25 protein-coding genes and 1 tRNA gene are annotated in these 24,873 nt (G+C 59.7%); 11 read left to right on the forward strand and 15 right to left on the reverse strand.

Going from position 1 to position 24,873, the window contains the following annotated elements:
• Window positions 1-6 precede the first annotated feature (6 nt).
• Window positions 7-399, forward strand: coding sequence for a hypothetical protein (locus IFT59_RS17515; protein WP_192087655.1), 393 nt, complete (start codon window positions 7-9; stop codon window positions 397-399).
• A 6-nt stretch (window positions 400-405) separates the two neighbouring features.
• Here the strand turns inward: IFT59_RS17515 and IFT59_RS17520 are convergent, their stop codons facing one another.
• Entirely contained in the window at window positions 406-927 is a 522-nt protein-coding gene (locus IFT59_RS17520) for a GNAT family N-acetyltransferase (RefSeq protein WP_192087656.1), read from the reverse strand.
• A 16-nt stretch (window positions 928-943) separates the two neighbouring features.
• The gene (locus IFT59_RS17525; protein ID WP_062578713.1) at window positions 944-1,522 is read right to left on the reverse strand and encodes a helix-turn-helix domain-containing protein; all 579 of its coding nucleotides are present in this window, start codon (window positions 1,520-1,522) and stop codon (window positions 944-946) included.
• A gap of 172 nt (window positions 1,523-1,694) precedes the next feature.
• Here IFT59_RS17525 and IFT59_RS17530 point away from each other — a divergent pair, with 172 nt between their 5' ends.
• The 3 genes from IFT59_RS17530 to IFT59_RS17540 all read left to right on the forward strand — a co-directional run bounded on the left by IFT59_RS17530 (window position 1,695) and on the right by IFT59_RS17540 (window position 8,004).
• Entirely contained in the window at window positions 1,695-2,942 is a 1,248-nt protein-coding gene (locus tag IFT59_RS17530; RefSeq protein ID WP_062578711.1) for an MFS transporter, read from the forward strand.
• Window positions 2,943-3,014: 72 nt separating this feature from the next.
• Window positions 3,015-4,838, forward strand: a complete 1,824-nt coding sequence (lepA, locus tag IFT59_RS17535) for a translation elongation factor 4 (protein ID WP_062454104.1) — start codon at window positions 3,015-3,017, stop codon at window positions 4,836-4,838.
• Between the two features lie 220 nt (window positions 4,839-5,058).
• A complete protein-coding gene (locus tag IFT59_RS17540; protein ID WP_192087657.1) occupies window positions 5,059-8,004 on the forward strand; it encodes a PAS domain-containing protein in 2,946 nt (981 codons plus the stop codon).
• A 52-nt stretch (window positions 8,005-8,056) separates the two neighbouring features.
• Here the strand turns inward: IFT59_RS17540 and IFT59_RS17545 are convergent, their stop codons facing one another.
• The 3 genes from IFT59_RS17545 to IFT59_RS17555 form a co-directional block, all read right to left on the reverse strand.
• A complete protein-coding gene (locus IFT59_RS17545) occupies window positions 8,057-8,308 on the reverse strand; it encodes a hypothetical protein (RefSeq protein WP_062454106.1) in 252 nt (83 codons plus the stop codon).
• A gap of 155 nt (window positions 8,309-8,463) precedes the next feature.
• Window positions 8,464-8,757: a hypothetical protein gene (locus IFT59_RS17550; protein WP_062454107.1), complete on the reverse strand. Its 294-nt coding sequence runs from the start codon at window positions 8,755-8,757 to the stop codon at window positions 8,464-8,466.
• Window positions 8,758-8,883: 126 nt separating this feature from the next.
• A complete protein-coding gene (locus tag IFT59_RS17555; protein WP_062454108.1) occupies window positions 8,884-9,072 on the reverse strand; it encodes a YegP family protein in 189 nt (62 codons plus the stop codon).
• A 77-nt stretch (window positions 9,073-9,149) separates the two neighbouring features.
• On the opposite strand from IFT59_RS17555, the gene IFT59_RS17560 reads away from it, so the two are divergent.
• From IFT59_RS17560 to IFT59_RS17580, 5 genes are all read left to right on the forward strand, one after another.
• On the forward strand, window positions 9,150-10,031 hold the full coding sequence (locus IFT59_RS17560) for an NAD(P)-dependent oxidoreductase (protein ID WP_274598293.1): 882 nt from the start codon (window positions 9,150-9,152) through the stop codon (window positions 10,029-10,031).
• A gap of 16 nt (window positions 10,032-10,047) precedes the next feature.
• On the forward strand, window positions 10,048-10,359 hold the full coding sequence (locus tag IFT59_RS17565) for a SelT/SelW/SelH family protein (RefSeq protein WP_062578706.1): 312 nt from the start codon (window positions 10,048-10,050) through the stop codon (window positions 10,357-10,359).
• A 91-nt stretch (window positions 10,360-10,450) separates the two neighbouring features.
• Window positions 10,451-10,537, forward strand: a tRNA-Leu gene (locus IFT59_RS17570).
• Between the two features lie 405 nt (window positions 10,538-10,942).
• On the forward strand, window positions 10,943-11,803 hold the full coding sequence (locus tag IFT59_RS17575; RefSeq protein ID WP_162728229.1) for a hypothetical protein: 861 nt from the start codon (window positions 10,943-10,945) through the stop codon (window positions 11,801-11,803).
• A 52-nt stretch (window positions 11,804-11,855) separates the two neighbouring features.
• Window positions 11,856-12,704, forward strand: coding sequence for a hypothetical protein (locus tag IFT59_RS17580; RefSeq protein WP_139283897.1), 849 nt, complete (start codon window positions 11,856-11,858; stop codon window positions 12,702-12,704).
• A 65-nt stretch (window positions 12,705-12,769) separates the two neighbouring features.
• Here IFT59_RS17580 and IFT59_RS17585 read toward each other — a convergent pair whose 3' ends face one another.
• From IFT59_RS17585 to IFT59_RS17600, 4 genes are all read right to left on the reverse strand, one after another.
• Window positions 12,770-13,138: a hypothetical protein gene (locus IFT59_RS17585; protein ID WP_062454111.1), complete on the reverse strand. Its 369-nt coding sequence runs from the start codon at window positions 13,136-13,138 to the stop codon at window positions 12,770-12,772.
• A gap of 103 nt (window positions 13,139-13,241) precedes the next feature.
• The gene (locus tag IFT59_RS17590; RefSeq protein ID WP_192087659.1) at window positions 13,242-14,090 is read right to left on the reverse strand and encodes a C40 family peptidase; all 849 of its coding nucleotides are present in this window, start codon (window positions 14,088-14,090) and stop codon (window positions 13,242-13,244) included.
• A 48-nt stretch (window positions 14,091-14,138) separates the two neighbouring features.
• Complete coding sequence (locus IFT59_RS17595; RefSeq protein ID WP_062454113.1) at window positions 14,139-14,492, reverse strand: MarR family transcriptional regulator; 354 nt, start codon at window positions 14,490-14,492, stop codon at window positions 14,139-14,141.
• A gap of 86 nt (window positions 14,493-14,578) precedes the next feature.
• Window positions 14,579-15,973, reverse strand: coding sequence for a leucyl aminopeptidase family protein (locus IFT59_RS17600; RefSeq protein WP_192087660.1), 1,395 nt, complete (start codon window positions 15,971-15,973; stop codon window positions 14,579-14,581).
• Window positions 15,974-16,128: 155 nt separating this feature from the next.
• On the opposite strand from IFT59_RS17600, the gene IFT59_RS17605 reads away from it, so the two are divergent.
• Both IFT59_RS17605 and IFT59_RS17610 read left to right on the forward strand, forming a co-directional pair.
• Window positions 16,129-16,980, forward strand: a complete 852-nt coding sequence (locus IFT59_RS17605) for a tetratricopeptide repeat protein (protein ID WP_162734904.1) — start codon at window positions 16,129-16,131, stop codon at window positions 16,978-16,980.
• Between the two features lie 175 nt (window positions 16,981-17,155).
• Window positions 17,156-17,695: a hypothetical protein gene (locus IFT59_RS17610; protein WP_156461795.1), complete on the forward strand. Its 540-nt coding sequence runs from the start codon at window positions 17,156-17,158 to the stop codon at window positions 17,693-17,695.
• Window positions 17,696-17,700: 5 nt separating this feature from the next.
• On the opposite strand, the gene IFT59_RS17615 is transcribed toward IFT59_RS17610, so the two are convergent.
• From IFT59_RS17615 to IFT59_RS17640, 6 genes are read right to left on the reverse strand one after another with little or no spacing between them, the layout of a single operon-like run.
• Window positions 17,701-18,639 carry a type II secretion system F family protein gene (locus IFT59_RS17615; RefSeq protein WP_062580105.1) on the reverse strand — a complete coding sequence of 313 codons (939 nt, stop codon included), beginning with the start codon at window positions 18,637-18,639 and terminating at the stop codon, window positions 17,701-17,703.
• Between the two features lie 48 nt (window positions 18,640-18,687).
• Complete coding sequence (locus IFT59_RS17620; RefSeq protein WP_192087661.1) at window positions 18,688-19,701, reverse strand: type II secretion system F family protein; 1,014 nt, start codon at window positions 19,699-19,701, stop codon at window positions 18,688-18,690.
• 35 nt (window positions 19,702-19,736) lie between these two features.
• Window positions 19,737-21,233, reverse strand: a complete 1,497-nt coding sequence (locus IFT59_RS17625; protein WP_062454118.1) for a CpaF family protein — start codon at window positions 21,231-21,233, stop codon at window positions 19,737-19,739.
• 27 nt (window positions 21,234-21,260) lie between these two features.
• Window positions 21,261-22,550: an AAA family ATPase gene (locus IFT59_RS17630; protein WP_192087662.1), complete on the reverse strand. Its 1,290-nt coding sequence runs from the start codon at window positions 22,548-22,550 to the stop codon at window positions 21,261-21,263.
• 25 nt (window positions 22,551-22,575) lie between these two features.
• Window positions 22,576-23,292: a CpaD family pilus assembly protein gene (locus tag IFT59_RS17635; protein ID WP_062578688.1), complete on the reverse strand. Its 717-nt coding sequence runs from the start codon at window positions 23,290-23,292 to the stop codon at window positions 22,576-22,578.
• Between the two features lie 13 nt (window positions 23,293-23,305).
• Window positions 23,306-24,868 (reverse strand): type II and III secretion system protein family protein, encoded by a 1,563-nt coding sequence (locus tag IFT59_RS17640; protein ID WP_062454121.1) that lies wholly within the window; start codon window positions 24,866-24,868, stop codon window positions 23,306-23,308.
• Between the last annotated feature and the right edge of the window lie 5 nt (window positions 24,869-24,873).

The raw sequence follows: 24,873 nt of genomic DNA on the forward strand, positions 1-24,873 counted from the left end.
TGTATCATGATTGTCTGGCATTTGACCGTCGCTTTCCTGACGCTGGCGCTGCTGGGTGCGGCGATCCACATCTTCCGGTCATCGCTGAATGTCATTCCCGATATCTCCGTGACCGGGACAGGTCGGCCTGCGCGCGAACACATGACCAACGACATGTTGAGCGCCAATTATGGCTTCTGGGATATGGTGGCCGGAACTGAATACGACGAGGACGGATTCTACGAGTTCTTCAGCAGAAAGAACCTGCGGATCTCCTGCACGCATACCATCGCCGTCGGTCTTGCCGTGTTGTTGTCGTTCGACCCCTTGTGGGTGGGTTTTAAAAGCGTAGTGGACAACGCTCCGGGATGGCTATGGGATCTCTTTTTATACCGCATCGCGAACCTTGAGCTGATTTGAGGTCGCTTACCCGATCCGCTTGTAAAACAGCGTCGTGCCGCAGAGGCCACCCTGCGGCCACAGGGCGTAGTCGGGAATGACGCCGACGCGTTGCCAGCCGAAGCGGGGATAAATGCGTTCCGCATCGCTGCCGGTTGCGGTGTCCAGGACCAGAAGCGTGCGTCCCTGCCGTGCGGCTTCCGTTTCGACGGCCTCCATCAGCTTGCGCGAAAGGCCAAGGCCGCGGGCATCGTGATGGACGAGGAGTTTCATCAGGTCGCCCCGATGCGGCTGGTTCGGCTTCGACGCAAGACCGATCTGGACGGTGCCGACCGCTCGACCCTCGACCTCTGCGACAGCCAGAATGATGGTGCCCTTTTCCACCTCGTCTGCGATGCCATTCCAGTATGCGGTTGCATCTTGAGGTTCGAATGGCAGCATGAAGCCCAGCGAGGCGCCGCCGTTGATGCAATCGGACAGGATGTCACTGAGATCGGGGATCGCAGCGCGGGTGGCGGCGGCATCGAGGATGCGGATGGTCGGGGTCATTGTTTGCTCCTGTTGTTCAGCGGCCGCGGTTGAGGATTACCGCGTAGCGGGCGGGGCGATCACTCGGATTGTGGAATTCGAAGGCGTCGCCGATATCCATGAACAGGCAGTCGCCGGGCATGAGACGGTGGGTCACGTCCGGAAGCACCATGTTCAGTTCCCCCTCGAACAGCCAGACATGCTGGGTCATGATCCGGCTTTCCTCCCGCGGCGGAAAACTCACACGTGCGCCGGCCGGAAATTCCACCTCGACGATATCGACCGGTGTCGGCATGCCTGGCGGCGAGACGGAGCGACGCAGATATCCGGTCGTCGGGTCGCGCCACAGCCTTTGCTCGGTCTTCTTCGACAGAGGTGATGATGACGGCTCGTCTGGCGCAAAGAAGGTGGAGAGGCTTTGACCCAAGCCTTCGCAGAGCCGTGCCAGAAGCGCCGCCGTCGGGCTCGCCTCCGCCCGTTCTATGCGCGAGATCATCGCTCGGCTGACACCGGACCGCAGCGACAGTTCGTCCAACGTCAGTCCTGCGGAAGCCCGCAGCGCCTTCAGCCTTTCGCCAATTGCCAGTTCGATTTCGCCGTCTAAATTTTCCATCATCAAAGATATAAATTCTCTTTTAATGGAATCAAGCGAATTGCGAAGGCCGGATGAATTTTACAGGTGATGGCGTTTCCGCGATAGCGAATGTCCTATTCGATACGCTATGGATCGTCGACCAAGGCAGCCGCGACGGAAGCGCCGAGGGTCCACTAAAATCAGGGATTTCGCAATGAACGGACAAGCGGCTGTCTCGCCCTTTTCAATCGCCAGCATCGTCGTCTCGATGACGATCGCCGCGATCGGAAGCGGCATCATGTTCGCCTATGTGCCGTTCATGCTGACAAGGTCGGAAACGCCCTGGGCGGCAGGTGCTGCGGTGACGGCCGTCGCATTCGGCGGGCTCGTCGGTTGCGTGCTCGGCGGACCGCTGATCAAGCGCGTTGGACATGCGCGGCTGTTTGCCTGCTCGATGGCAATGGTCATCATTGCAGCCGTGCTGATTGCCGCCGACCTTCCGGCCTATATCTGGATTTTTGCACGCGGCATTTATGGCGCCGCTGCCAACGTCAACTTCATCATCGCCCAGAGCTGGCTCAATCACGCTGCCTCCAACGAGTGGCGCGGTAAGGCGATGTCGTTCTTTTACATGGCCTATGTTCTGGGCCTCGGCTGCGGCAACTGGATCTTCGGCCAGATCCCGACCGACGGCAATCTTGCGCCGTTGGCGGTGGTTTTCTTTACCGCGCTTGCGATCCTGCCAATCGGGCTGACCCGCCTGCCGAACCCGCCGGCCCCGGCGCGCGTCAATGTCGATATCAAGATGGCCTGGAAGATCTCGCCGGTCGGGCTGGTCGGCGTGCTTGCCTCGGGCGGTCTTTCGATGGTGGTGCAGGGCTTCCTGCCGATCTATGCCTCGACCAACAACGTGTCGCAGACCGATGTCGCGATGCTGATGTTCGTGATGCAGACCGGGCTTTTGTTCGTGCAGTATCCGCTCGGCATCCTGTCGGACCGGATGGACCGACGCTATGTGCTTCTAATCACCTGCGTGCTCATCGTGTTTGCCGGTTTCGGAGCGTTTTTCTCCTCCTTCTCGCATCTCTATCTCCTGATGATCATGTTCCTGATCTTCGGGGGTTCTGTCGAGACGGTGTATTCGGTGGCAAACGCCCACGCCAACGACCGCGCCGACCCCGGCGATTTCGTGCCGCTCTCCTCGACCCTTCTCGTTGCATGGTCGACGGCCGCGACGATCGTGCCGCTCGCGGTCACGATGCTGACACCTATTCTCGGCGGAAAAACCTTCATCGTCGCGGCGATGGCGGTGGCTGTCGTCTATGGCCTGTTCGTGCTGCAGCGCCTGAAAGAACGCGGTCCGGCACCCGAGGCGGAGCGGGAGAGCCACGAAGTGCGCAGCGCCCAGCTTCCGAATGCAGCGGCGCTGACCGAACCCGGGGCTGTAAATCCCGGAAATTAACGCCTTTCATCCTCAACGAAAGGTTATCTTCCCTCTTTGCGGCAGACACGGGCGCTGCTATATGCGCGAGCCATGAGCACCAATTCCCGCACGCCGCTTGACCATATCCGCAATTTCTCGATCGTGGCGCATATCGACCACGGCAAATCGACGCTCGCCGATCGTCTAATCCAGACGACCGGCGGCCTTGCCGAACGCGACATGTCCGAGCAGGTTCTCGATTCGATGGATATCGAGCGCGAGCGCGGCATCACCATCAAGGCCCAGACCGTGCGCCTGCATTACAAGGCGAACAACGGCGAGACCTATGTTCTCAACCTGATCGACACGCCCGGCCACGTCGACTTCGCCTACGAAGTGTCGCGTTCGCTGTCGGCCTGCGAAGGTTCGCTGCTGGTCGTCGATGCGTCACAGGGCGTCGAAGCGCAGACGCTTGCCAACGTCTATCAGGCGATCGACAACAATCACGAGATCGTCACGGTCCTCAACAAGATCGACCTGCCGGCCGCCGAGCCCGACCGCATCCGCGACCAGATCGAGGAAGTGATCGGCATCGACGCCAGCCAGGCCGTGCTGATCTCGGCAAAGACCGGCCTCGGCATTCCCGACGTTCTGGAAGCCATCGTCCACCAGCTGCCCCCGCCGAAGAGCGAGATGGGCGACAAGGGTCCGCTGAAGGCGCTGCTGGTCGACAGCTGGTACGACACCTATCTCGGCGTCATGGTTCTCGTTCGCATCCTTGATGGCGTGCTGACCAAGGGCCAGACCATCCGCATGATGGGCACCGATGCCAAGTATCAGGTGGAACGCGTCGGCGTTCTGACCCCGAAGATGCTGGCCGTCGATAGTCTCGGCCCGGGCGAGATCGGTTTCTTCACCGGCTCGATCAAGGAAGTGGCCGATACGCGCGTCGGCGATACCATTACCGAAGACAAGAAGCCGACCGCCAAGGCACTTCCGGGCTTCAAGCCTGCGCAGCCGGTCGTGTTCTGCGGCCTGTTCCCGGTCGATGCGGCCGATTTCGAAGACCTGCGTGCCGCGATGGGCAAGCTGCGCCTCAACGACGCTTCGTTCTCGTTCGAGATGGAATCGTCTGCGGCTCTGGGCTTCGGTTTCCGTTGCGGCTTCCTCGGACTGCTGCATCTCGAAATCATCCAGGAGCGTCTGGAACGCGAGTTCAACCTCGATCTGATCGCAACCGCGCCTTCGGTGGTCTATCAGCTGACCATGACCGACGGTTCCGAGCGCGAGCTGCACAACCCGGCCGACATGCCTGATGTCGTCAAGATCTCGGAAATCCGCGAACCTTGGATCAAGGCGACGATCCTGACCCCGGACGACTATCTCGGCGGCATCCTGAAGCTTTGTCAGGACCGCCGCGGCATCCAGACCGAGCTTACCTATGTGGGCAAGCGCGCGATGCTGACCTATGAACTGCCGCTCAACGAAGTGGTGTTCGATTTCTACGACCGTTTGAAGTCGATCTCCAAGGGCTATGCCTCGTTCGACTACCACCTGCACGGCTATCAGGAGGGCAACCTCGTGAAGATGTCGATCATGGTGAATGGCGAGCCTGTCGACGCGCTGTCGATGCTGGTGCACCGGACTGCTGCCGAAAAGCGAGGCCGCGACATGTGCGAGAAGCTGAAGGATCTGATCCCCAGGCACATGTTCAAGATCCCGATCCAGGCAGCCATCGGCGGCAACGTGATTGCGCGCGAGACGATTTCTGCGATGCGCAAGGACGTGACGGCGAAGTGCTACGGCGGCGACGCCACCCGCAAGCGCAAGCTGCTCGACAAGCAGAAGGAAGGCAAGAAGCGCATGCGGCAGTTCGGCAAAGTCGACATTCCGCAGGAAGCATTCATTGCAGCGCTGAAGATGAAAGACGATTGATTTGCACAGGGGCTGGTTCGAAAGAACCGGCCCTTTTTACTCGCCGAATGCTCGGTCAGCCGGATCATTTCGGGACAGGAATCAAAAGATCTGGGCCGGACCGCAATAAACGAACAGATCGCGCCGTCCAAAGTTTGATAATCTGCAAAAATTGCTTTGAAAACCGCCGATTGACGGCATATTACCGGCGCCTATTCCATCACACGCATTTGGTGACGTCATGAACTATCAGGTCGTATCCGCGCATTGGCCTATTGGCGGAGGCGAGACCGGCGAGCTCATACGCCAGTTCGACTGGACGAAGACGTCTCTCGGGCTGATCAAAGACTGGCCTTCGCATCTGCGGATCAAGGTCAACTCGATGGTCAATTCGCCGATCCCGCAGGTTTTGATGTGGGGCGACGACCATGTGATGATCTACAATGACGGCTACAAGGAGATTGCCGGGGATTATCATCCACGCGCGCTCGGCGACAAGGTTTCCGCCGTCTGGCCGGAAATCTGGGATTGGAACAAGACAATCCTTGAAGCCGGCTTTCGTGGAGAGGTCCAGTCCTTCCGCGACCAGGTCATGGTGCTGAACCGTCATGGATCGCCTGAGGATGTCGTCTTCGACCTGTTCTACACGCCGATCTACGACGAAACAGGCAAGGTAGACGGTGTCCTGTGCACGGTGCTTGAAAACACCGAGAAAGTACACGCGCTGAACGCCTTGGCTCAGAGCCAGGAAGAGCTCAGCCGCCTTACCAACGCGCTCCCCATCCTCGTCGGGTTCCTCGACCGCGACCATGTCTATCGCTTCGCCAATGACGGTTATCAGGAGTGGTTCGGACTTGCCGCCAGCGACGTGATTGGCAAGCATGCCGCGGAGGTGATCGGCAACGCCTATTACGCCGCCCGCATACCATTGCTTCAAAAAGCGCTCTCCGGCGAACGGGTGATCACGGACACGGTGATCAAACGTCCTGACGGAGAAGAACGGACAGCCGAAATCCGCTACGTTCCGCGCTTCACCTCCAAGGGTGAGATCGACGGCATCTATGTGCTGATCATCGATATCGAGGACCGCAAACAATCCGAGAACGCACTTCGTCGCAGCAATGAACGGTTCCGGGCCGCGGTCGCGGCCATCCATGGCGTGCTGTGGACCAACACCGCCGACGGCCGGATGCTGGGCGAACAGACGGCCTGGGCCACGCTGACCGGCCAGCGTTTCGAGGAATACCAGGACTACGGCTGGGCAGATGCCGTGCATCCCGACGATCGGGAAGGTTCGGTCGCCAGCTGGCAGGCAGCCGTCGCGTCCAAATCCACCTATGTCTGGGAACATCGCGTCCGCCGCCATGACGGCCTCTATCGTACCTTTGCCATCCGCGGCGTGCCGATCATCGGTTCCTCGGGCGACATCGAGGAATGGGTCGGTGTCCATACCGATATCACCGAGCAGCGGGAAGCCGAATCGAACCTGCAGGACCATGCCAGCAACCTGGAACGGCAGGTCCGCCACCGCCTGCGGGCAGAGGAACAGCTAAGACAGCTGAACGAAAGCCTGGAAGCGCGCGTCGAATCGGAGATCGCGGAGAGGCGCCAGGCCGAACGGGCATTGCAGCAGGCGCAGAAGATGGAATCGATCGGTCAGCTGACCGGGGGCGTTGCGCATGACTTCAACAACCTGTTGCAGGTCGTTGCCGGCAATCTTCAGCTCCTGGCCAAGGACATTGTCGGCAACGCACAGGCGGAACGGCGTGTCGGCAATGCGCTTGCCGGCGTCAGCCGCGGTGCAAAGCTTGCCAGCCAGTTGCTGGCTTTCGGCCGCCGGCAGGCGCTGGAGCCACGCGTCATCAACATCAGCCGCTTTATTGCCGGAATGGACGATCTGCTGCGCCGGTCGCTCGGTGAGGCGGTTGAGGTCGAGGTAATTGCCAGCGGCGGGCTCTGGAACACCTATGCCGACCCGACGCAGGTCGAAAACGCGCTTCTGAACCTCGCAATCAACGCACGTGATGCGATGGAGGGGTCCGGCAAGTTGACGATTGAGGTGGGTAACGCCTTTCTCGACCAGGATTACGCTCGCACCCATGTGGAAGTCACGCCCGGTCAATACGTGATGCTGGCCGTGACGGACACGGGCGCCGGCATGGCGCCAGATATTCTCGATAAAGTGTTCGAGCCGTTCTTTTCCACCAAGCCAGAGGGCAAGGGAACCGGATTGGGCCTGTCCATGGTCTACGGCTTCGTCAAGCAGTCCGGCGGGCATGTGAAGATCTACAGCGAGGTGAACGAGGGCACGACCGTGAAGGTCTACCTGCCGCGGTCCGTCGCCGATGAGGACCGCGAAGTGGTCGTCCAGGCCGGCCCGGTCGTCGGCGGCTCGGAAACCGTGCTGGTCGTGGAAGACGACGAGGCGGTGCGCAACACCGTTTTCGAGACGCTGACCGATCTCGGCTACCGCGTCCTGACGGCAAAGGACGCACAAGCCGGCCTCAACGTGGTCGAGAGCGGCATTCCAATCGACGTCATCTTTACCGACGTCGTAATGCCGGGCCCGCTGAAGAGCCGCGAAATGGCGCGGCGTGCAAAAGAGCGCCTGCCGCATCTCGCGGTGCTATTCACCTCCGGCTACACTGAAAATTCCATCGTCCACGGCGGCATTCTGGATGCCGGTGTCGAGCTCTTGTCCAAACCCTATACCCGCGAGGCTTTGGCGCGCCGTATTCGCCATGTCATCGCCAACCAGAAGCAGGTGGACCAGGCGACCGCCCCCAGGGCGGAAACAGTCAAGCCCGTTGCCGAAGTTGCCGCCGCGACGGCGAAAACGCTGACGATCCTGCTGGTCGAAGACGACTTTCTGATCCGGGGAAACACGGCCGAGATGCTTGCCGAACTCGGCCATCAGGTAATCGAGGCTGGGACAGGAAAAGAAGCGCTGGTTGAGCTCGAAAGCAATTCGATCGATGTCCTGATCACCGATATCGGCCTGCCGGATACAGTCGGCGGTGATCTGGCGGTGCGTGCCGTGGCGGAAAAGCCCGACCTGACCGTCGTGTTCGCAACGGGAGAGAGCCACAAGCCGGACAACGCGCCACCCGGCTCCCGCCTCCTGCAGAAGCCTTATAACGAGATGGACCTTGCGGCGGTTCTGGCAGGCGTCAACGCGGGTTCGTAGTCCGGATCCCCGCATGGCCGGGGCCTGTTGCCTGCATCACGCCCCGGCGGCTTCAATGTTTCGCCGGGAGAAAGGGATGCGGAAGGTCAGCCGGTGTGATCCAGACGCAGCCGTCAAATGCCACTTCCCCATGGTCCAGTTTGCGGCTGGCGATCGTCTCCATCAGGGAGAGCTTTGATCGCACGCTGCCGATTCCGTCATCGTTGAGGACCCGGACCGCCTGGCAGGTGGGGCCATCCCGCATCACGATCAACGTATGATGGCTATTCTCGACGATTTTGTTTTCGATGGTAACGAGCTTCATGCTCTCTCCTTCGACAGACGGATAGGGTTGAGGCGTCATCGAAGGGTCGGCAAATTTGGTTAACAAAAGGTTAACGACACGGCGGCATTCCCCGCAAACGAAAAACCGCCCGTCCTTGCGGACGAGCGGTTCGATCGATGGTCTTTCCCTGCCTGTTACGGCTGGGTCGTACCGCCTGTTGCCGGTGCAGCAGGAGCCGGTGCGGCCGGAGCAGGTGCTGCTGGCGTTGCCGGAGCAGGTGCAGCCGGTTCCGTGACAGCAGGCGGCGTTGCGGTCGAGGATGTCGTGGCAGGATCGGTGGTTGAGCCACCCATCTGCGACCAGACAAACGCGCCGACGACGATAACTGCCAGAATGGCTACCCAGCCCATCCAGGAAGAGCTTTTGCGCGTCTCCGGGGTGGTGCGAAGGTCAGGGCGGGTGTTATTCGAGTTTGGATCGTAAGCCATGTTTGTTTCCTCCGTTTCAGCAGAGACAATGCGACCACAGGGAATTTGTTCCAAAGATCTGCGGATCGGACATTGTGTCTGCGCTAAAACCTTACGTTGGAATGCGGCAGACGAACGTTCAAACCGTCAAACGGTGGCGGTTGTACCGTCTTCGGTTGTGGCACCAGGCGCATTCTTCTTGATCGATTCGATCGCGTTGATTGCCGACGCCTTCTGCTTGTATCCTTCAGAGATAAACATCGTTTCGCCGTTCGACGCTTTGAAGCGAAAACGGAACTCGCCAGTCTTGTCCTTGTAGACCTGAAACTTGTACAATTTAGCCTCCCTCAGCTGACCCTAAACAAGAAGATGCCACTGGATAAGGGATGGAACAAGAGGGATATGCGCCTGCCATGAAGGAAACGGGTTTGAACAAAGAGCGTGTCGGTATCGTCGGTCTTGGACGAATGGGAAGCGCCATGGCAGCCCGCCTTGCACAACAGGGCTTCGCTGTCACCGGCTGGAGCCGAAGCGACGCTTTCGGTGCGCGGCAGAGGGCTCTCGGCATTGATGCCGTTGAAAACCTTTCCTCCCTAGCAGAGCGTTCCGACGTCATCATTCTTGCCCTGATCGACGATCAGGCGGTGCATGATGTGCTTAACACACTCGCGGCTACGGACCTTACGGGCAAGCTGATCGTCGATACCAGCACGGTCAGCCCTATGACTCTGCGGAGCCACCAGGAGGCCATCGGTCGATCGGGTGCCGGCCTCCTCGACGCGCCGATCGCCGGCGGCCCGGAGATGCTGCTTCAGGGAAAGGTCGGGCTTTATATCGGCGGCTCGCCTGAAGACCACGAGCGCTTCCGGCCCGTTGCGGAAACGCTTTCCGACCGTGCGCTGCATGTGGGAAAACTCGGAGATGGCGCATCGGCCAAGCTCGTCAACAACATGATGCTGATGGGACTGTGGCAGAATCTCAAGGAGGCACTGCTGCTAGGCAAGAGCGCCGGCCTCTCTTCGGCGAAGATCCTCGAAATCCTCGCGGGAAGCCCGGCTGCGAGCCCGGCGATGAAGAGCAGGCTTCCTGTCATTTCAGGTGAGACGGACACGGTCGGGTTTCCTGTGTCGGGTGCGGTGAAGGATGCGCGGCTGGTGCGCGATTTTGCAGAGGAGCTCGGGATCTCCATCCCTGCGATCTCGGCGTCGCTTGCAAGCTTCGAGGCGGCGCTCGCCGCAGGCTATGGCGCCGCAGACCTTGCGACCATGGTCAAACTGGTTGCCGACGCGGATTAAACAGGAGTTCAGTTGCATGACCGACAAACCGCATATCACCATTTTATACTGCACCCAGTGCAACTGGCTGCTACGGGCGGGCTGGATGGCGCAGGAACTGCTGCAGACATTCGGTGATTCGCTGGGCGAGGTCGGGCTTATCCCAGGCACCGGCGGTGCATTCGAAATCCGCATCGACGGCGCGTTGATCTGGGAGCGCAAACGCGATGGCGGTTTTCCTGGTCCCAAGGAATTGAAGCAGCGGGTTCGCGATATCCTCGACCCCGACCGGGACCTTGGCCATATCGACCGACACCAAGCCAAAACCGAAGTCGACACCGCGGGTTAGGACGGTTTTTGAAAGTTTTTCGGGGCCTGACATGAAAACTTCAAAAACCCTGTTGACTTGACTCGGTGTCCCTCGTACATCGCTCTCCGTCGCCCAGATGGCGGAATTGGTAGACGCGCCAGCTTCAGGTGCTGGTACCCGAAAGGGTGTGGAGGTTCGAGTCCTCTTCTGGGCACCATTCCCATTTTACTATTGGCTTTAGTTATAAGCCACTGATTGTGCAGGTCTTGTTCTGTCTGCGTCTCCGCGGCGCATGACACGCGCAATGCGTAACCATTGCCCCCAGGGTATGGATGGTGCGGATGAGGTCTTGGAAAGACTGTTCAAGGTTATTGATCTGCCAGTGAGGTTTGGTCCTTGCCCTCTGCTCTGTCGAGGGCCTCACCAATGCGCCTCCAGTGATCATTGGATCGATGCTCCACGTCGCAACACGGACTGAGATACAATCTCGGATCAGCTCCCATCCTCCGAGATCCAGATAAGCCTCAGGACAGCCTATGCACGTAACGCATGCAGCAGCAACGATGCTCGGTCCTCAGTCGTCGAATGCAACGCAATCGCCATTTAACGACCAGGTGTCCCTATGGAAAAATTGCTTTTCTCGATCACTGCCAATGGTAGCCCGGAAGTTCTCGAGCGTCAGATTTCGGCAATCGATCGTTTCTCGCCTGGGTCGTTTATCTGCGTTCATCATGCGCGGGGCTCGACATTTCGAGGAGGCGATGTCCCTCAAAGCAGCGGCTCCTGCAACGTCTTCATCAATCCAAATTCCTATGAGATCAGGCCGCAGGAGGGCGTTTTACATGCCCATGTCAGCAACTTCCAACATGCCGTTGCGCAGTCTCTAGATTTTGACAAGATCGTCCTTTTCTCAGCGGAGGACCTGCTCATCAAATCCGGATTAGGCGAGTATACGAAGCGGTTCACAACGGGCGCTCAGACCGAGCTTTATGAAAGCATAGAGACCGCGAACAACTGGTCTGTGTTTCGGCCTGAGGTTTTAGACTCGGCCGGTATGAAACACTTCCTGTCCCTGCTTGGGCTTCCGCTCTTCGCTGGCGGGCAAGCGGAAGGTCAGTTCTTCAGCCGACGTGTCTTCGCCCATCTGGAGCGCATGTACATGGAATCGTTTCCGATGGAGCCGTGCGGATTTCCGACGGAGCAGATCTTACCTCCAACGCTTAACATGTGGCTTGGTTTTACCGGCACGAACGTCTCACTGCCCATCACGTTCACGGCTGCCAACGCTCAGATGGACATATCGGAAGCTGTTCTTCACCAACTCAAGACGGGCGACGGAGCTCTCCACGCGCGCGCTAAACCAAGGGCCCTGCGGCCGGTTCATCTCGGAGCGTGCGTGTTGAAAAACGTCTATGCGGTCAGTTTGCCGGCTGATCGATACGAAGCCTGGGAGAACGTGATGTCACAATCGGAAGATGGTTAAGTCGCCGCAGTGTTCTAACGCCATCGTCAATTTTTCTGAGCCAGGCCCGTTGATGACCAAAATCCTCTTTTCCCTGCCGGTCCATGAAATGCCCGCCATCGTGCGGGATCAAATTGCAAACATTAATTACTTCTGCCCCGGCTCAACAATTGCCATCCACATATCAGCGGGAGCCGCCGCGCTGCAGGACGAGTTTCGTCGGGAGTGCGACCTTCCGAATGTCCTGATCAATCCTAGTTCATACGAAACCAGATGGAACGCGGGCCTCCTCCATACGCATGTCAGCAACTATCTCTACGCGCTTGAGCGGGGCGCCGACTTCGATCGCGTCGTTCTGATTTCATCCAACGAACTTCTCGTGAAGCCAGGGCTTAGTGAGTATGTGTCCAGGTATGCAATGGGGTCTCATGTCCAGATCTACGACCTTGCTGCAGATTGGGGAGGTTTCCGCACCGACGTCGCGAGCGATATGTCCGTCCGCAACTTCGTCGCCAGTCTCGGGCTAACGTCGTACTTCGCTGGGCAGGCAGAAGGCCAGTTCTACAGCAATCGCATATTCGCTCGGATTGCGCGCCTATTCGTCGAGAATTTTCCTATGGCTCCGTGCGGGTTCAATAGCGAAGAGGTCATCCCTCCTACCGTCGCAGCGAGCCTTTCAATGGCGGGCGTAAACTACGCTCACCCGATTACCTTCTGCGATTACTGCACGGCCATCAAAATTACGCCGGAGTTGATCGACCAGATTAGATCAGGCAACGGCGCGGTCTATGCGCAGCGCGTACCCCGGTCGATGCGCTCTCCACATATCGGTGTATCAACCTTCGACGGGATATTCAGCGTCAAACGCGTCCCTCGCGAGGAATGCGAATTGCGCCAGTATATCCGCGGGCTGATGACCTAGCGAATGCCTCTCAGCGTCAACCCCAATCCGAGAGAGACGTGTTAAGCCTCGCAAACACCTCCGCTCTACTTCGGAAGATGCCGCGGGTTGATGCCTGGGACCCAGTGCGTATTCGGCATCTGCGTGCCCGTATAGCGAATGCCGTTGTTCGTTTCGCAGTGATACAGCCGCCGCGGCACGTCATCCCAGAAGCGGGCGCCCGGCCCTGACCTCAATTCCGAGACGTAGCCGATATCACTGGTGCACGAATAGGAATCAGGATCCGACTTGACGAGGCTTTCCGTCGGTTTCACGCCGGGCAGGTTCTTGAAGAAGGTCTGGGGCGACTGGGTGAACACGTCGCCTTCCGCAGCCATCGTGTCATCAGGAACAAGGGCCGTTACGACGACCCCCATCAGCATCGCGGCTGGTAAAATCCATGCACCCTTCAGCATTTTTCTGTCCCTGTCGGCACTCTATCACCTTCACGAAATAAGAGGTGCAACGCCACGGTGCCAGCGGATGCGATCCCACATTTGCGTGATCGTTGCGCCCGGATCATGGAAAGCGGCGGTAATCTGTCGGCTGTCCATAGAGCCAGCCTATCCGCTCCACAGCGGCTTTGAAATTTTCGCGCGCCACAGTCATCGTGTGGCCGTTGGCGTGGAGCAGGGTTTCCGGGTCTTCCATGATACCGACATGGCCCTTCCAGAAGACGAGATCGCCGCGGCGGAGATCCTCCGCATCGATTCTCTCACCAAAGGCTGCCTGCATGTCGCTGTCACGCGGTACCGGTTTTCCGATCATCGCCATCGACAGCTGGACGAGGCCGGAGCAGTCGATGCCGAAGCCCGTGCGCCCGCCCCAGAGATAGGGCGTTTCCAGGAACCGGAGAGCGACCGCGACATAGTCGTCGCCGGCAACTTCCGAGATCGGCAGGCAGTGGTCGGCAATTACGGCGCCGCCGCCGGCCAGCGTGAAATAGTGGGTGCCGCGGGTTTCGCTTTTGCCGACGATCGTCACGCGGCTGCCCATCGACAGTGCGCGAAGCGGCGGCTTGCGCAATTCCGGGCCCGGATAGACGAAGGTGCGCTGCGTGGCGATACGGTGCGTCGCCTGTTCGACGACGTCGAGCATCACGTCCGGGAGGTAACCGACATAGCCATCCTGATCGGCCTGGACCCAGACGAAGCCGTCCTTGCGGTCGAAGACGCGCACGGTTTCACCGAACAGAAGTTGCGTATCGATCCCGCTTTCCAGATCCGGTGAAGGTCGAAGCGGGGCAACGGGGACGGCGATTTGGGCTGCGACGCCCTGCACGAAGCGGGGGGCATCGACGCGACCTTCGAGCGCCGCATCGGCAAGGTCGGCACGGAAGGCATGGAGGCGTCTGTCGAGATCGGTCATCTTTTTGTGTTCCAGGGTCAGATCGGAGTTATCAGCAGGTTCGTCGCACTATGCGGCAGCCGTGCGGCGGCTTTCACGGATGATGAGGTCGCCGAGATTTTCGAGGTAGAGGGCGCCGGCCACGGTCCGCTTTATCACGACATTGCGGCGATCGCGCTCGTCCCTCACCCGATCGACCAGACCGAGCGCACCCATCGTATCGAGTGCGCGGGTGATCACCGGCTTGGTGACGTCGAGGGTGGCGGCCAAGCCACGCACCGTGTGGGGCGGCGGCACGAGATAGATATGCAGGAGGATCGACAACTGGCGCAGGGTAAGATCCCGCTCGTCGCGCTTCACCTGTTCCAGCGAAACGCGATGCCAGAGGCCGAGTGCCTGCGTTGCGGTTAGGTCTGCGGACATCCCGCCTCCAAGATTGCTTGTGTCGAGCATCTTAGGTGCGAGATCTTACCGCTTCGTTTGGCACCGCATCTTCCGCGCCCGCGACCTTACCTCGCCGCCATGTCCTTGATGACCTTGTAGAGCGCCCGGATCGCGAATGCTTCGCCGCCGACGGAGGCATGCGGCTTGTCCGCTGCAACCCAGGCATAGATATCGAAATGCACCCAGCTCTTTGCGGCCGTGACGAAGCGTTTGAGAAACAGCGCCGCGGTAATCGCACCGGCCATACCACCGGAAGGCGCGTTCGTGATGTCGGCGGCGCGGGACCGGATGTCCTTGTCGTAGCCCATCCACAAAGGCAGTCGCCACATCGGATCCGCCTGCGATCCTGCTGCTGCCGTAAGTCTGGTGGAAAGATCCTCGTCGTCGGTGAAATAGGGGGCGAGTTCGGTGCCGAGCGCGACGCGTGCGGCACCCGTCAGCGTCGCCATGTCGATCAGCAGGTCCGGCGGGGTCTCATCCGCATAGGCAAGCGCATCGGCCAGCACGAGCCGGCCTTCCGCATCGGTATTGTCGATCTGGACGGTGATGCCCTTGCGGCTCTTGTAGATGTCGCCGGGACGGAAGGCGTTGGATGAGATCGAGTTTTCGACCGCGGGGACAAGAACCTGAAGATCGATCGCCAGGCCTGCATCCATGATCATCAGCGCAAGACCCATGACATTGGCGGCACCGCCCATATCCTTCTTCATCAGCGCCATGTTGGCGGCGCCCTTGATGTCGAGACCGCCGGTATCGAAGCATACGCCTTTGCCGACAAGCGTGACTCGCGGATCGCCCTTTTTGCCCCAGCGCATCTCGAGGAGACGCGGCTGCGAGGCGCTGGCGCGACCGACCGTGTGGATGAGCGGGAAGTTCTGTGTCAGCAGGTCATCACCGACGATCGTGGTGACGGTTGCGCCGTAGTGCGCGCCGAGCGCCCGGAAGGCTGCGTCCAGTTCGTCCGGCCCCATCTCGTTGGTCGGGATGTTGACGAGATCGCGGGCGAGGAACACACCGGCAAGCTGGCGCTCGAGATCTGCCGCATCCGCAGAAGCTCCAATGGCGAGGCGGACATCCTTCGACTTTTCAGTCTTGTAGCGGCTGAAGCAATAGCTGCCGAGACCAAATCCGAGCGCGAACTGCTCGGGCGATACGCCCTCGCCTTCCAGATGCCAATCACCTGGCGGAAGCAGCTTTGACAGCTTTCCCGCGACGAACGGTTGCTCCGACGGGTTCTTGCCCAGTCCGAACAGCGCGCCGGCAACGCCGCCGTTCTTGCCCGGCAGCAAGGTGAATGCGCCGGCTTCGGCCTTGAAGCCTGCAGCCTTCGCCCAGTCGGTGACCGCCGTGTCGAGACGACCGTTCTCCAGATCCGCGGGCGTGACGGCGTGGACGGGCCGGGTCGTAGCGCCCTTCTGGCTGAACAATGCTGGACGGACGGTATGCTGGTATGGGGTCATGGCAACCTTCGCAAGGATCTGGAAACGTTCATTTTAACGGTCTGTTAGGGTTAACAGTTTATTCCTTTCTTTCAAATGTGTTCGCAAAGCGCCGACGACAATCGGCTGCTAGACCGGACGACGATTGAACGACGCCCCCAACGAGATCGCCATCGATGACTGCATCTGTCGCCACCCCGTCTCGCTCGTCCCGGCTGTTCGCGCTCGCGCCGCTTGCGCAGGCAACCGCGATCGTTCTTCTGGCACTGTCTGTGACGGGGTGTACCACGAGCAAGCGCGATACGCTGACGACGGGCTCGATTCCCCAGAGGATCTCCGCTGCGCCGCTGGATGGCATGAACGCAAGCGAACTCGCTGAAGCGGAACGCTCCATCGGCGCTGCTTATGTCAAGAACCCGAGCAACAAGGATATCGGCCTGCGCTATGCCAACGTTCTCGGCATGACCGGCAAGAACACCCAGGCACTCGCCGTAATGCAGCAGGTGGCGATTGCGCATCCTGCAGATCGCGATGTCCTTTCCGCATATGGCAAGGCACAGGCAGGTGCCGGCCAGCTCGAACAGGCACTGACAACGATCAACCGCGCGCAGACGCCTGACCATCCCGACTGGCGCCTCTATTCGGCGGAAGGTGCCGTTCTCGATCAGCTCGGCCGCTCGCAGGAAGCTCGCGCGAAATATCGCCAGGCCCTGAACACACGGCCGAACGAGCCGACGGTCATGTCCAACCTCGGCATGTCCTACGTTCTCTCCGGCGATCTGAAGACTGCCGAAAGCTACATGAAGAACGCCTCGCAGCAGCCGGGTGCCGACAGCCGCGTTCGCCAGAACCTGGCGCTCGTCGTCGGTCTGCAGGGTCGCTTCGCAGAGGCTGAAGGCATTGCCCGCCGCGAACTCTCCCAGCAGCAGGCCGATGCCAACGTGACCTACCTGCGCTCCATGCTCTCCCAGCAGAACTCCTGGCGCAAACTCGCCGACAGCGACAAGGGCACGACGGCGGTCAATTGAGCCGCGAAACCCAAAATAACGCTACAAATCCAATCTGGTATTGCGTGTTCAGAAACGTTTGCAGCCCGAGATGGAAGTCCAATTTAAGATTGTGTCCCGAATTCTTCTCTCGTATTGAAATTCTGTAAGGCGAGCCCGTAAGCTCACAGATTACGACGGAAGATGGGAGGTATTCTTGAACAATGGCGAGCCTGGACCAATCCACGGATCCACGACACTTACACAAACTGATAACCTGAACATGCTGAGGCACACCATCGTTCGCCACAGTGCGATATTTGCTGTCTGTATGTCCTTGCCCGTGCTTGGAATTGGACTGTATTACTACTCAGTCAGCGGCATCGCGCCTATTTCCGAATTCCCGTTGGAAGCAATCCGGCTATCTGTACAGAATGCGTGGAAACCCCTTCTCGTGGGCTTGATCGGTTACCCTGTATTGTTAACGGTTTGCTGCACCGTGAAATGGGCGTTCTTGCCGAAAGCGAACAAGGCCATCGCCTACGCCATTGATGAAAACGGCATGACTGCCAGTGATGCTGCCGGTGCCATGCTCTATATTCCATGGTCGATGGTCAAACGTGCAACAAGGACGCGAGCCCATCTGGTCATGAGGCTCAAGTCTGGCGGGTTGCGGTTTGCATCGTGGAAAGCCTTCAACTCCGAAGATGCCGAAAGACTCTGGCAGCTTGCTCGTGCAAAAACATTGATCAGGTAATTTTCTCAGAACCGGTCTGAGACCTGGATGCCGGCCGGGCCGAGGATCACGGCGATGAGGACGGGCAGGAAGAACAGGATCATCGGGACCGTCAGCTTTGGCGGAAGTGCCGCGGCCTTCTTTTCTGCGTCATTCATGCGCTCGTCACGGCCTTCCTGAGCCAGAACGCGCAAAGCCTGCGCGATGGGCGTACCATAGCGTTCGGCTTGGATCAGCGCCTGCGCCACGGCCTTCACAATATCAAGCTGAGTGCGGATGCCGAGGTTTTCGAGAGCCGTGCGCCGATCCTGAAGGAAGGACAGCTCCGCCGTGGTCAACACCAGTTCTTCCGCCAATTCAGGCGATTGGGTGCCGATCTCCTCGGCCGCCCGGCGCATGGAGGCTTCGATCGAGATCCCTGACTCCACGCAGATCAGCATCAGGTCGAGCGAATCGGGCCAGGCTCTCTTGATCGAATGCTGCCGCTTTTTCATACGGTTGGAAATATAGATGTTGGGAGCGTAGAAGCCCAGATAGCCGAACCCGATGGCCGCCAGCATGCGGATGGCAATCGGTTTGGATTCCAGATTGCCAAGCACGAAGATCCACACCGCGGCTGCTGCGAGGAAGCAGAACGGCAGGATGAAACGCGCCGCCAGGAACAAGTTGAGGGCGTTCTGGGTGCGCAGACCTGCGGCGCGCAGCTTGTTCACCGTATTGGCATCGACAAGCGCTTCGCGCAGATTGAACCGGTCGACGATGTGACTTGCAGAGCGGTTGTTCTGGGTGCGCAGCGATGCCTTCGACAGATCGTTCATTCGCGCGCGCTCACGGGCGCGGATTGCGTCGCGCTCGGTCGAAACCGCTTTCATGCGCTTGTCGAGCGTTCCCTTTTCCATGAAGGGGATCGCCAGCGTGTAGCAGGTCGCAAACACTGCGACGGCGACCAGAAGCGCAAACAACATGGCCGGATCGGTTAAAGTGGCGGCGAGATCCTTCACGTGCGGTTCTCCTCAGATCTCGAAGTTGATCATGTTGCGCATCACGAAAATTCCGATGCCCATCCAGACTGCGGAGAAGAGCATGATGATATGGCCGCGTGGGTCTGTAAAAAGGATCGATATGTAGTCCGGCGAGGTCAGATAGACGAGCGTCGACACGACGAAGGGCAATGAGCCGATGATCCACGCGGAAGCCTTGGCTTCCATCGACAGCGCCTTCACCTTGGCCTTCATCTTCTTGCGCTCGCGCAGGACGCGCGAAAGATTGCCGATCGCTTCGGAAAGATTGCCGCCAGCCTGGCTCTGGATGGCGATGACGATGGCGAAAAAGTTGACTTCCGAAAGCGGCATCGTCTGCAGCATGCGTGCGCAGGCTTCGGGGATGCTGAGGCCGATCTGCTGGGAGTCCACCACGCGCCGGAACTCGGTCTTGACCGGCTCCTGACCATCCGACGCGATCAGCCGGATGGCATCATTGAGAGGCAGTCCCGACTTGATCGAGCGAACCATGACATCCAGCGAATTGGCGAACTCGTCCAGGAACTTGGCCTGACGGCGTCTGATCAGGAAACCGACGACCCAGCGCGGAAACCCAAGGCTCGCCGCAAACGCGGCACCGGTGGCGCCAAGCAGCGGCAAGCCGGCGATCAACGTCACCAGAAAGACGAAAAGTCCGAACAAGGCGCTGTAGACGTAGAAGCGTGGGACGGTGAGAGACAGACCGGTCTGCGGCAGCCGCGCCTTCAGGCTGCGGTCGCCCATTTTCTTGTTTTTTTCCTGCTGCTGCTTTTCGAGGTCCTTGAGGCTGTCCTGGACCGACTTGCGGCGCTTGGAAAGCTCCTGGACCCGATCCCGCGATGCCTTCATGCGGGTCAGGTCGGTTTCCGCACTCTTGACCCGGCTCAACCGCGCATCGGTCTTTTTCTCGACCTCGATGCGGGAAAACAGCAGCGCATAGCAGACCGCACCGGCGGCCACGGCCGCCAGAGCGATGATCAACACAACGGTCATATCCAGTCCGAACATCCGTCGCTCCCGCGAAACCTATCTCTGATCCGCTCTCAAGATTTTACCATTTCCATCGCGTCGAGAGCTGCCGCCAGACGGCGCTCCTCGCCGAAGTAGCGTGCGCGATCCCAGAAATGCGGCTTGGCAATACCGGTCGATGCGTGGCGGCCGATCAGGCGACCATTGGCATCCTCGCCTTCGATTTCGTAGCGCATCAGGTCCTGGGTGACGATCACGTCGCCTTCCATGCCGATCACCTCGGTAATCTGGGTGATGCGGCGGGAACCGTCGCGCAGACGTGCCGCCTGGATGATGATGTCGACCGATCCGGTGATGATCTCGCGAACGGTCTTAGCCGGCAGGGTGAAGCCGCCCATGGCGATCATCGATTCCATACGGCTCAGGCATTCGCGTGGCGTGTTGGAGTGGATCGTTCCCATCGAGCCGTCGTGACCGGTGTTCATTGCCTGCAACAGGTCGAAGACTTCAGGTCCGCGCACTTCGCCGACGATGATGCGTTCCGGGCGCATACGCAGGCAGTTCTTGACGAGGTCGCGCATGGTGATCTCGCCCTCACCTTCGATGTTCGGCGGCCGGGTTTCAAGACGCACGACATGCGGCTGCTGCAATTGCAGTTCGGCCGTATCCTCGCAGGTGATGACGCGCTCGTCCTTGTCGATATAGCTCGTCAGGCAGTTCAAAAGCGTGGTCTTGCCCGAACCGGTACCACCGGAAATGACGACGTTGCAGCGGACGCGGCCGATGATCTGCAGAACAGTTGCACCTTCAGGCGTAATCGCTCCGAACTTGACCAGCTGATCGAGCGTCAGCTTGTCCTTCTTGAACTTGCGGATGGTGAGGGCAGGCCCGTCGAGCGCCAGTGGCGGCGCGATGACGTTGACGCGCGAACCGTCCGGCAGACGGGCGTCGCAGATCGGCGAGCTTTCGTCGACGCGGCGGCCGACCTGGCTGACGATGCGCTGGCAGATCGACAGGAGCTGCGCGTTGTCGCGGAAGCGGATCTCCGACTCGATCGTCTTGCCGCCGACTTCGATAAAGGTCTGGCCGGCGCCGTTGACCATGATATCGGCGATGTCGTCGCGGGCCAGAAGCGGCTCCAGCGGACCATAGCCCAGCACGTCGTTGCAGATGTCCTCGAGCAGTTCCTCCTGCTCGGAAATCGACATCGCGAAATTCTTGATCGTGATGATGTCGTTGACGATGTCGCGGATTTCCTCGCGCGCGCTCTCGGCATCGAGCTTGGCAAGTTGCGACAGATCGATCGTATCGATAAGTGCTGAGAAAACCTGGCTCTTGGTATCGTAATACTGTTCGGTGCGGGCCTGGCGACGGCGACCGGCAGGCGGTGGCGCAAGCGGTGGCGGTGCGACGGCTTGGCGTACTCCGCCTGTATCGCGCACGGGCTCGGCCAGAATCTCCGGTGCTGTGGATTTCATGGCCGATTGCGGCGTCATGGCAGGCGGCGCAGAGACGGGCGGCATCAAGCCGACGCTCTTCCCAGAACCTTCGTTTCCGCGCTTTCCAAACATGATTTGATCCAGTCCCTAAACGTCTGACTATTTGCGGCCGAGAATCTGCATGACCTTGCCGAGACCGCCCTTTTTCGCCTTCTTCATGGCCACCCGACCGGTGACGATGTGAGCGATCTGCGAGAAGGTTTCGGCCATCGGAGATTTTGCGTCGATCTCCGAGATCATCCGACCGCTGTTTGCGGCATTGCCGAACAACTGCGCATCGAAAGGCAGGATGGCGATCGGTTCGATTTCAAGCGGCTCGACGAAATCGGCAGGCGCAATCTCCGGGCGCTTCGGCATGCCGACCTGGTTGAGGATGAGATGCGGAGCGCGGTCGTTGGGACGCAGCTTCTTCAGCGCATCGATCATGTTCTTGGTGTTGCGCAGGTTGGCAAGGTCGGGAGCGGCGCAGATGACCACCTCGTCCACCGACGCGAGAACCGAACGGGTCCATTCCGACCAGCCATGCGGGATATCGAGAACAGCCACGGGCGCCGAGCGCTGCAGGACCTCGATGATCGGCTGGAAAGCCATGCTGTCGAAATCATAGGCCCGGTCGAGCAGCGAGGGGGCGGCCAGAAGCGAGAGGTGTTCGGAGCATTTGGTCAGCAGGCGATCGAGAAAAACTTCGTCGAGGCGCTCGGGTGCAAACACCGCTTCGGCAATACCCTGGGCCGGATCCTGATCGAAATCGATATTGGCGGTCCCGAACGGCAGGTCGAGATCGGCAAGAATGGTTTCGGTGGAGAACAGGCTGGAAATGCCGAATGCGCAGTTATGCGCAATGGTCGATGCACCGACGCCACCCTTGGCGCCGACAAAGGCGATCGAACGGCCCAGAGGTTCAGCTTCCGGATCGACGAAAATGGCCGAAATCGATGCCAGCATGTCCGCCATCTCGACAGGACCGACAAGATATTCCGATATGCCGTTGCGGATCAGTTCGCGGTAAAGCGGGATATCGTTATAGCGCCCGATGACGATCACACGGGTCGTCGGGTCGCAGACTTCCGCAAGCGGTGTCAGCTCGTGCAGCAGGTTTCTTGGCTCCGCATCGGTCTCGAGAATGACCAGATTCGGGGTTGGTGACGACGCAAACATGTTGGCGGCTGCAGCAACGCTGCCGCTTGTGACACGCAGATTGACTTTTGCCATGCGCCGGTCGCGGCCCATGCGGTCCATCATCCGCTGCATGGTGTCGCTTTCGCAAAAGGCGTGGATGGAAATGCGCGGCAGAGGCCGCAGGGCCTCCATGTCGCCGTTCCGCTCCGGCTCGACGCCCGAGATCTCCTCTTGGCCGGAACCGCGAATTTCGTAGTTGATCGCGCTCATGGTTCTCTCCGGTTCAAGGCCGCCGTCAGTTGCCGTTGATGTTGATCGTCGTGCCGCTGCCACTGTCGCTGCTTGTCGTCTCGCCGCGGTAACTGCGGATCACACCGGCGCGCTGCGTGGCATCGATCGGCGTCATTCCGCGTGGAGCAATCAGGTCCGACGGGTTGGCGATCTGGGCGGCCAGATTGTTTTGCGAGGCGCAGCCGAAATTGTACCAGTTGCTGTTGTTGTAGGTATCGTTCGACAGGTCTGCCGGCCATTTGCCGCACTGGCCGGTCATCGCCTTTGTCGTGACGAAGGAAAGCCGGATCGGGGCCGCATCGCCGGTCGGCGAGGCTCCATAGCTCGTCATCAGGATGCGCTGCGGCTTGATGCCGTTGGCGATCAGGGTGCGGCGAACGTCGCCAGCCAGATGCGATGCAGCACCGGCATTGTATGAGCCCTGCGGAACCTGGACCTGGATGACGCCGGCAGGCGAGGATACGAACCGCTGTGCGAAACCCTTCACCGTGTCGCGCAGTCCGATCGTCAGACGAACGTCGCCCGATCCAATCGGAATATCCAACGAGGATTCACCCTCCGCCAGAACGATCGGATGACGGGTGCGGTAGTCGTCTGGAACCGAGCCGGTCGTCATGTTGTTGCCGCAGGAGGACAAAAGCGCGGCAAGTGCCGCAATGCCCAGGGCAGACCGGATTTGGCGACGCTTTGCAGCGGAGGCCGATGTCGATGTGATGGTCATGATCGATCCCCGCTTACTTGTAGATGAAGCCGACGGAGCCATGATACTGGCTGCCACCGCTTTTGGCCGGCTCATTGCGGCCGTAGATCTTGTTGACGCGGTTCAGGAAGAAGGAAGCCGCGTCGTTCTCAGGATTGAAGTTGTCATCCGGGCGGGCGATCTCGTTGCGGGCCACAGGCCTTACGAGATAGGGCGTCGCGATGATGACGAGTTCGGTCTCGTTGCGGATGAAGTCCTTGCTGCGGAACAGCGTACCGAAGACCGGAACCTTGGAGATGCCCGGCAGTCCAGACATCGCCTGGCGGACATTGTCCTGCACGAGGCCGGCGATGACGATCGAACCACCGGAGGGAAGCTCGACCGTGGTTGAGGCTTCGCGCTTGCGGATCGACATGTATGTGTTGCCCGGAACGCTCAGGCTTGTGCCGTTGCCCGTCGTTACGGAACCCTCATAGGTCGGCTCCGAAACATTGGTTTCGATATTCAAACTGATACGGCCAGGCGACAGAACGATCGGCTTGAAATTCAGCTCGATGCCATAGTCCACGGTGGTGATGGATCGGTTGACCGTCGTCTTGCGGGTTTCGTCGTCAACGTTGACTTCCTGCTCCGCTGGCAGTCGATACTCGCCGCCAACATAGAATTTAGCCTGCTGACCCGAAATCGCCGTCAGGCTTGGTTCGGCAAGCGTGCGCATGACGCCGGCCTGTTCCATGGCATTCATGGTTGTGGCGAGAGTGGCTGCACCAACGGAGCCAGACAATGCCCCCTGGCTTCCCAGACTGACAGCATTCCCCAGATTCGCAGGATTGAAGAAGGAAAAGCTACCCTTGTTGCCGCTGATCGAGCCGTTGAAACCAAGCTGTTTCAGGACCTGGCGGCTGACTTCCGCAACCGTGACCTTGAGCGTGACCTGGTCTTCGCCCTCGATCGTCAGCAGGTTGACGATCTGCGACTGCTGGCGGTTTTCGGCGAAGATATCCGCATCGCCGTTATTGCCCTGTGCGGTGATGTTGCGGGTAGTTGCTTCACCGCCCTTCAAGAAGGCGCGCGCGAGCTTTTCCGCCTGCGACGAATCCTGCGGCGTGCGCACCGTGCCCGACAGCACGATGTTGTCGGAGATGATCTCGACCTTGATGTCGGATTCCGGCAGGAACCGGCGAAGGTTCTGCTGCAGACCGGAGATGTCGCGTTCGATCTCTACGTCGAGACTGACGATCTCCTCGCCGTTCGGGCCGAACACAAAGATATTGGTCTGGCCGACAGTCTTCCCGAACAGGTAGATGCGGCGCGAGGTTCGCGTGACCGCATCGGCAAGCGAAGGATCGGCGACCAGGATGTCGTGCGCATCGGCCGGGAGATCGACAACCAGCGCCTTGTTCAAACCGAGTTGGACTCGGCGTTTCACGCCAGGGCCGCCTTCGGTGATGCGGATAAGGTTGGCATCGGAAGCGGCGACTGCATCGCGGACCGACAGACCGACCGGCGCGTATCCGCCTGGAAAACCCGATACCGACAGGCAGAGGGCTATCCCGGCGACCGAGGACCTACGAATTCTGGCTCTTAGCTTGCTCATGTGCC

Origin of the sequence: Rhizobium sp. CFBP 8752 (assembly GCF_014842035.1) — a bacterium.
Lineage (GTDB): Bacteria > Pseudomonadota > Alphaproteobacteria > Rhizobiales > Rhizobiaceae > Neorhizobium > Neorhizobium soli.

Excerpts from the sequence above, each read along its gene's own strand:
- IFT59_RS17515 (WP_192087655.1), top strand. The coding sequence starts at position 7 with ATGATTGTCTGGCATTTGACCGTCGCTTTCCTGACGCTGGCGCTGCTG.
- IFT59_RS17520 (WP_192087656.1), bottom strand. The coding sequence starts at position 927 with ATGACCCCGACCATCCGCATCCTCGATGCCGCCGCCACCCGCGCTGCG.
- IFT59_RS17525 (WP_062578713.1), bottom strand. The coding sequence starts at position 1,522 with ATGATGGAAAATTTAGACGGCGAAATCGAACTGGCAATTGGCGAAAGG.
- IFT59_RS17530 (WP_062578711.1), top strand. The coding sequence starts at position 1,695 with ATGAACGGACAAGCGGCTGTCTCGCCCTTTTCAATCGCCAGCATCGTC.
- lepA (WP_062454104.1), top strand. The coding sequence starts at position 3,015 with ATGAGCACCAATTCCCGCACGCCGCTTGACCATATCCGCAATTTCTCG.
- IFT59_RS17540 (WP_192087657.1), top strand. The coding sequence starts at position 5,059 with ATGAACTATCAGGTCGTATCCGCGCATTGGCCTATTGGCGGAGGCGAG.
- IFT59_RS17545 (WP_062454106.1), bottom strand. The coding sequence starts at position 8,308 with ATGAAGCTCGTTACCATCGAAAACAAAATCGTCGAGAATAGCCATCAT.
- IFT59_RS17550 (WP_062454107.1), bottom strand. The coding sequence starts at position 8,757 with ATGGCTTACGATCCAAACTCGAATAACACCCGCCCTGACCTTCGCACC.
- IFT59_RS17560 (WP_274598293.1), top strand. The coding sequence starts at position 9,150 with ATGAAGGAAACGGGTTTGAACAAAGAGCGTGTCGGTATCGTCGGTCTT.
- IFT59_RS17565 (WP_062578706.1), top strand. The coding sequence starts at position 10,048 with ATGACCGACAAACCGCATATCACCATTTTATACTGCACCCAGTGCAAC.
- IFT59_RS17575 (WP_162728229.1), top strand. The coding sequence starts at position 10,943 with ATGGAAAAATTGCTTTTCTCGATCACTGCCAATGGTAGCCCGGAAGTT.
- IFT59_RS17580 (WP_139283897.1), top strand. The coding sequence starts at position 11,856 with ATGACCAAAATCCTCTTTTCCCTGCCGGTCCATGAAATGCCCGCCATC.
- IFT59_RS17585 (WP_062454111.1), bottom strand. The coding sequence starts at position 13,138 with ATGCTGAAGGGTGCATGGATTTTACCAGCCGCGATGCTGATGGGGGTC.
- IFT59_RS17590 (WP_192087659.1), bottom strand. The coding sequence starts at position 14,090 with ATGACCGATCTCGACAGACGCCTCCATGCCTTCCGTGCCGACCTTGCC.
- IFT59_RS17595 (WP_062454113.1), bottom strand. The coding sequence starts at position 14,492 with ATGTCCGCAGACCTAACCGCAACGCAGGCACTCGGCCTCTGGCATCGC.
- IFT59_RS17600 (WP_192087660.1), bottom strand. The coding sequence starts at position 15,973 with ATGACCCCATACCAGCATACCGTCCGTCCAGCATTGTTCAGCCAGAAG.
- IFT59_RS17605 (WP_162734904.1), top strand. The coding sequence starts at position 16,129 with ATGACTGCATCTGTCGCCACCCCGTCTCGCTCGTCCCGGCTGTTCGCG.
- IFT59_RS17615 (WP_062580105.1), bottom strand. The coding sequence starts at position 18,639 with ATGTTGTTTGCGCTTCTGGTCGCCGTCGCAGTGTTTGCGACCTGCTAC.
- IFT59_RS17620 (WP_192087661.1), bottom strand. The coding sequence starts at position 19,701 with ATGTTCGGACTGGATATGACCGTTGTGTTGATCATCGCTCTGGCGGCC.
- IFT59_RS17625 (WP_062454118.1), bottom strand. The coding sequence starts at position 21,233 with ATGTTTGGAAAGCGCGGAAACGAAGGTTCTGGGAAGAGCGTCGGCTTG.
- IFT59_RS17630 (WP_192087662.1), bottom strand. The coding sequence starts at position 22,550 with ATGAGCGCGATCAACTACGAAATTCGCGGTTCCGGCCAAGAGGAGATC.
- IFT59_RS17635 (WP_062578688.1), bottom strand. The coding sequence starts at position 23,292 with ATGACCATCACATCGACATCGGCCTCCGCTGCAAAGCGTCGCCAAATC.
- IFT59_RS17640 (WP_062454121.1), bottom strand. The coding sequence starts at position 24,868 with ATGAGCAAGCTAAGAGCCAGAATTCGTAGGTCCTCGGTCGCCGGGATA.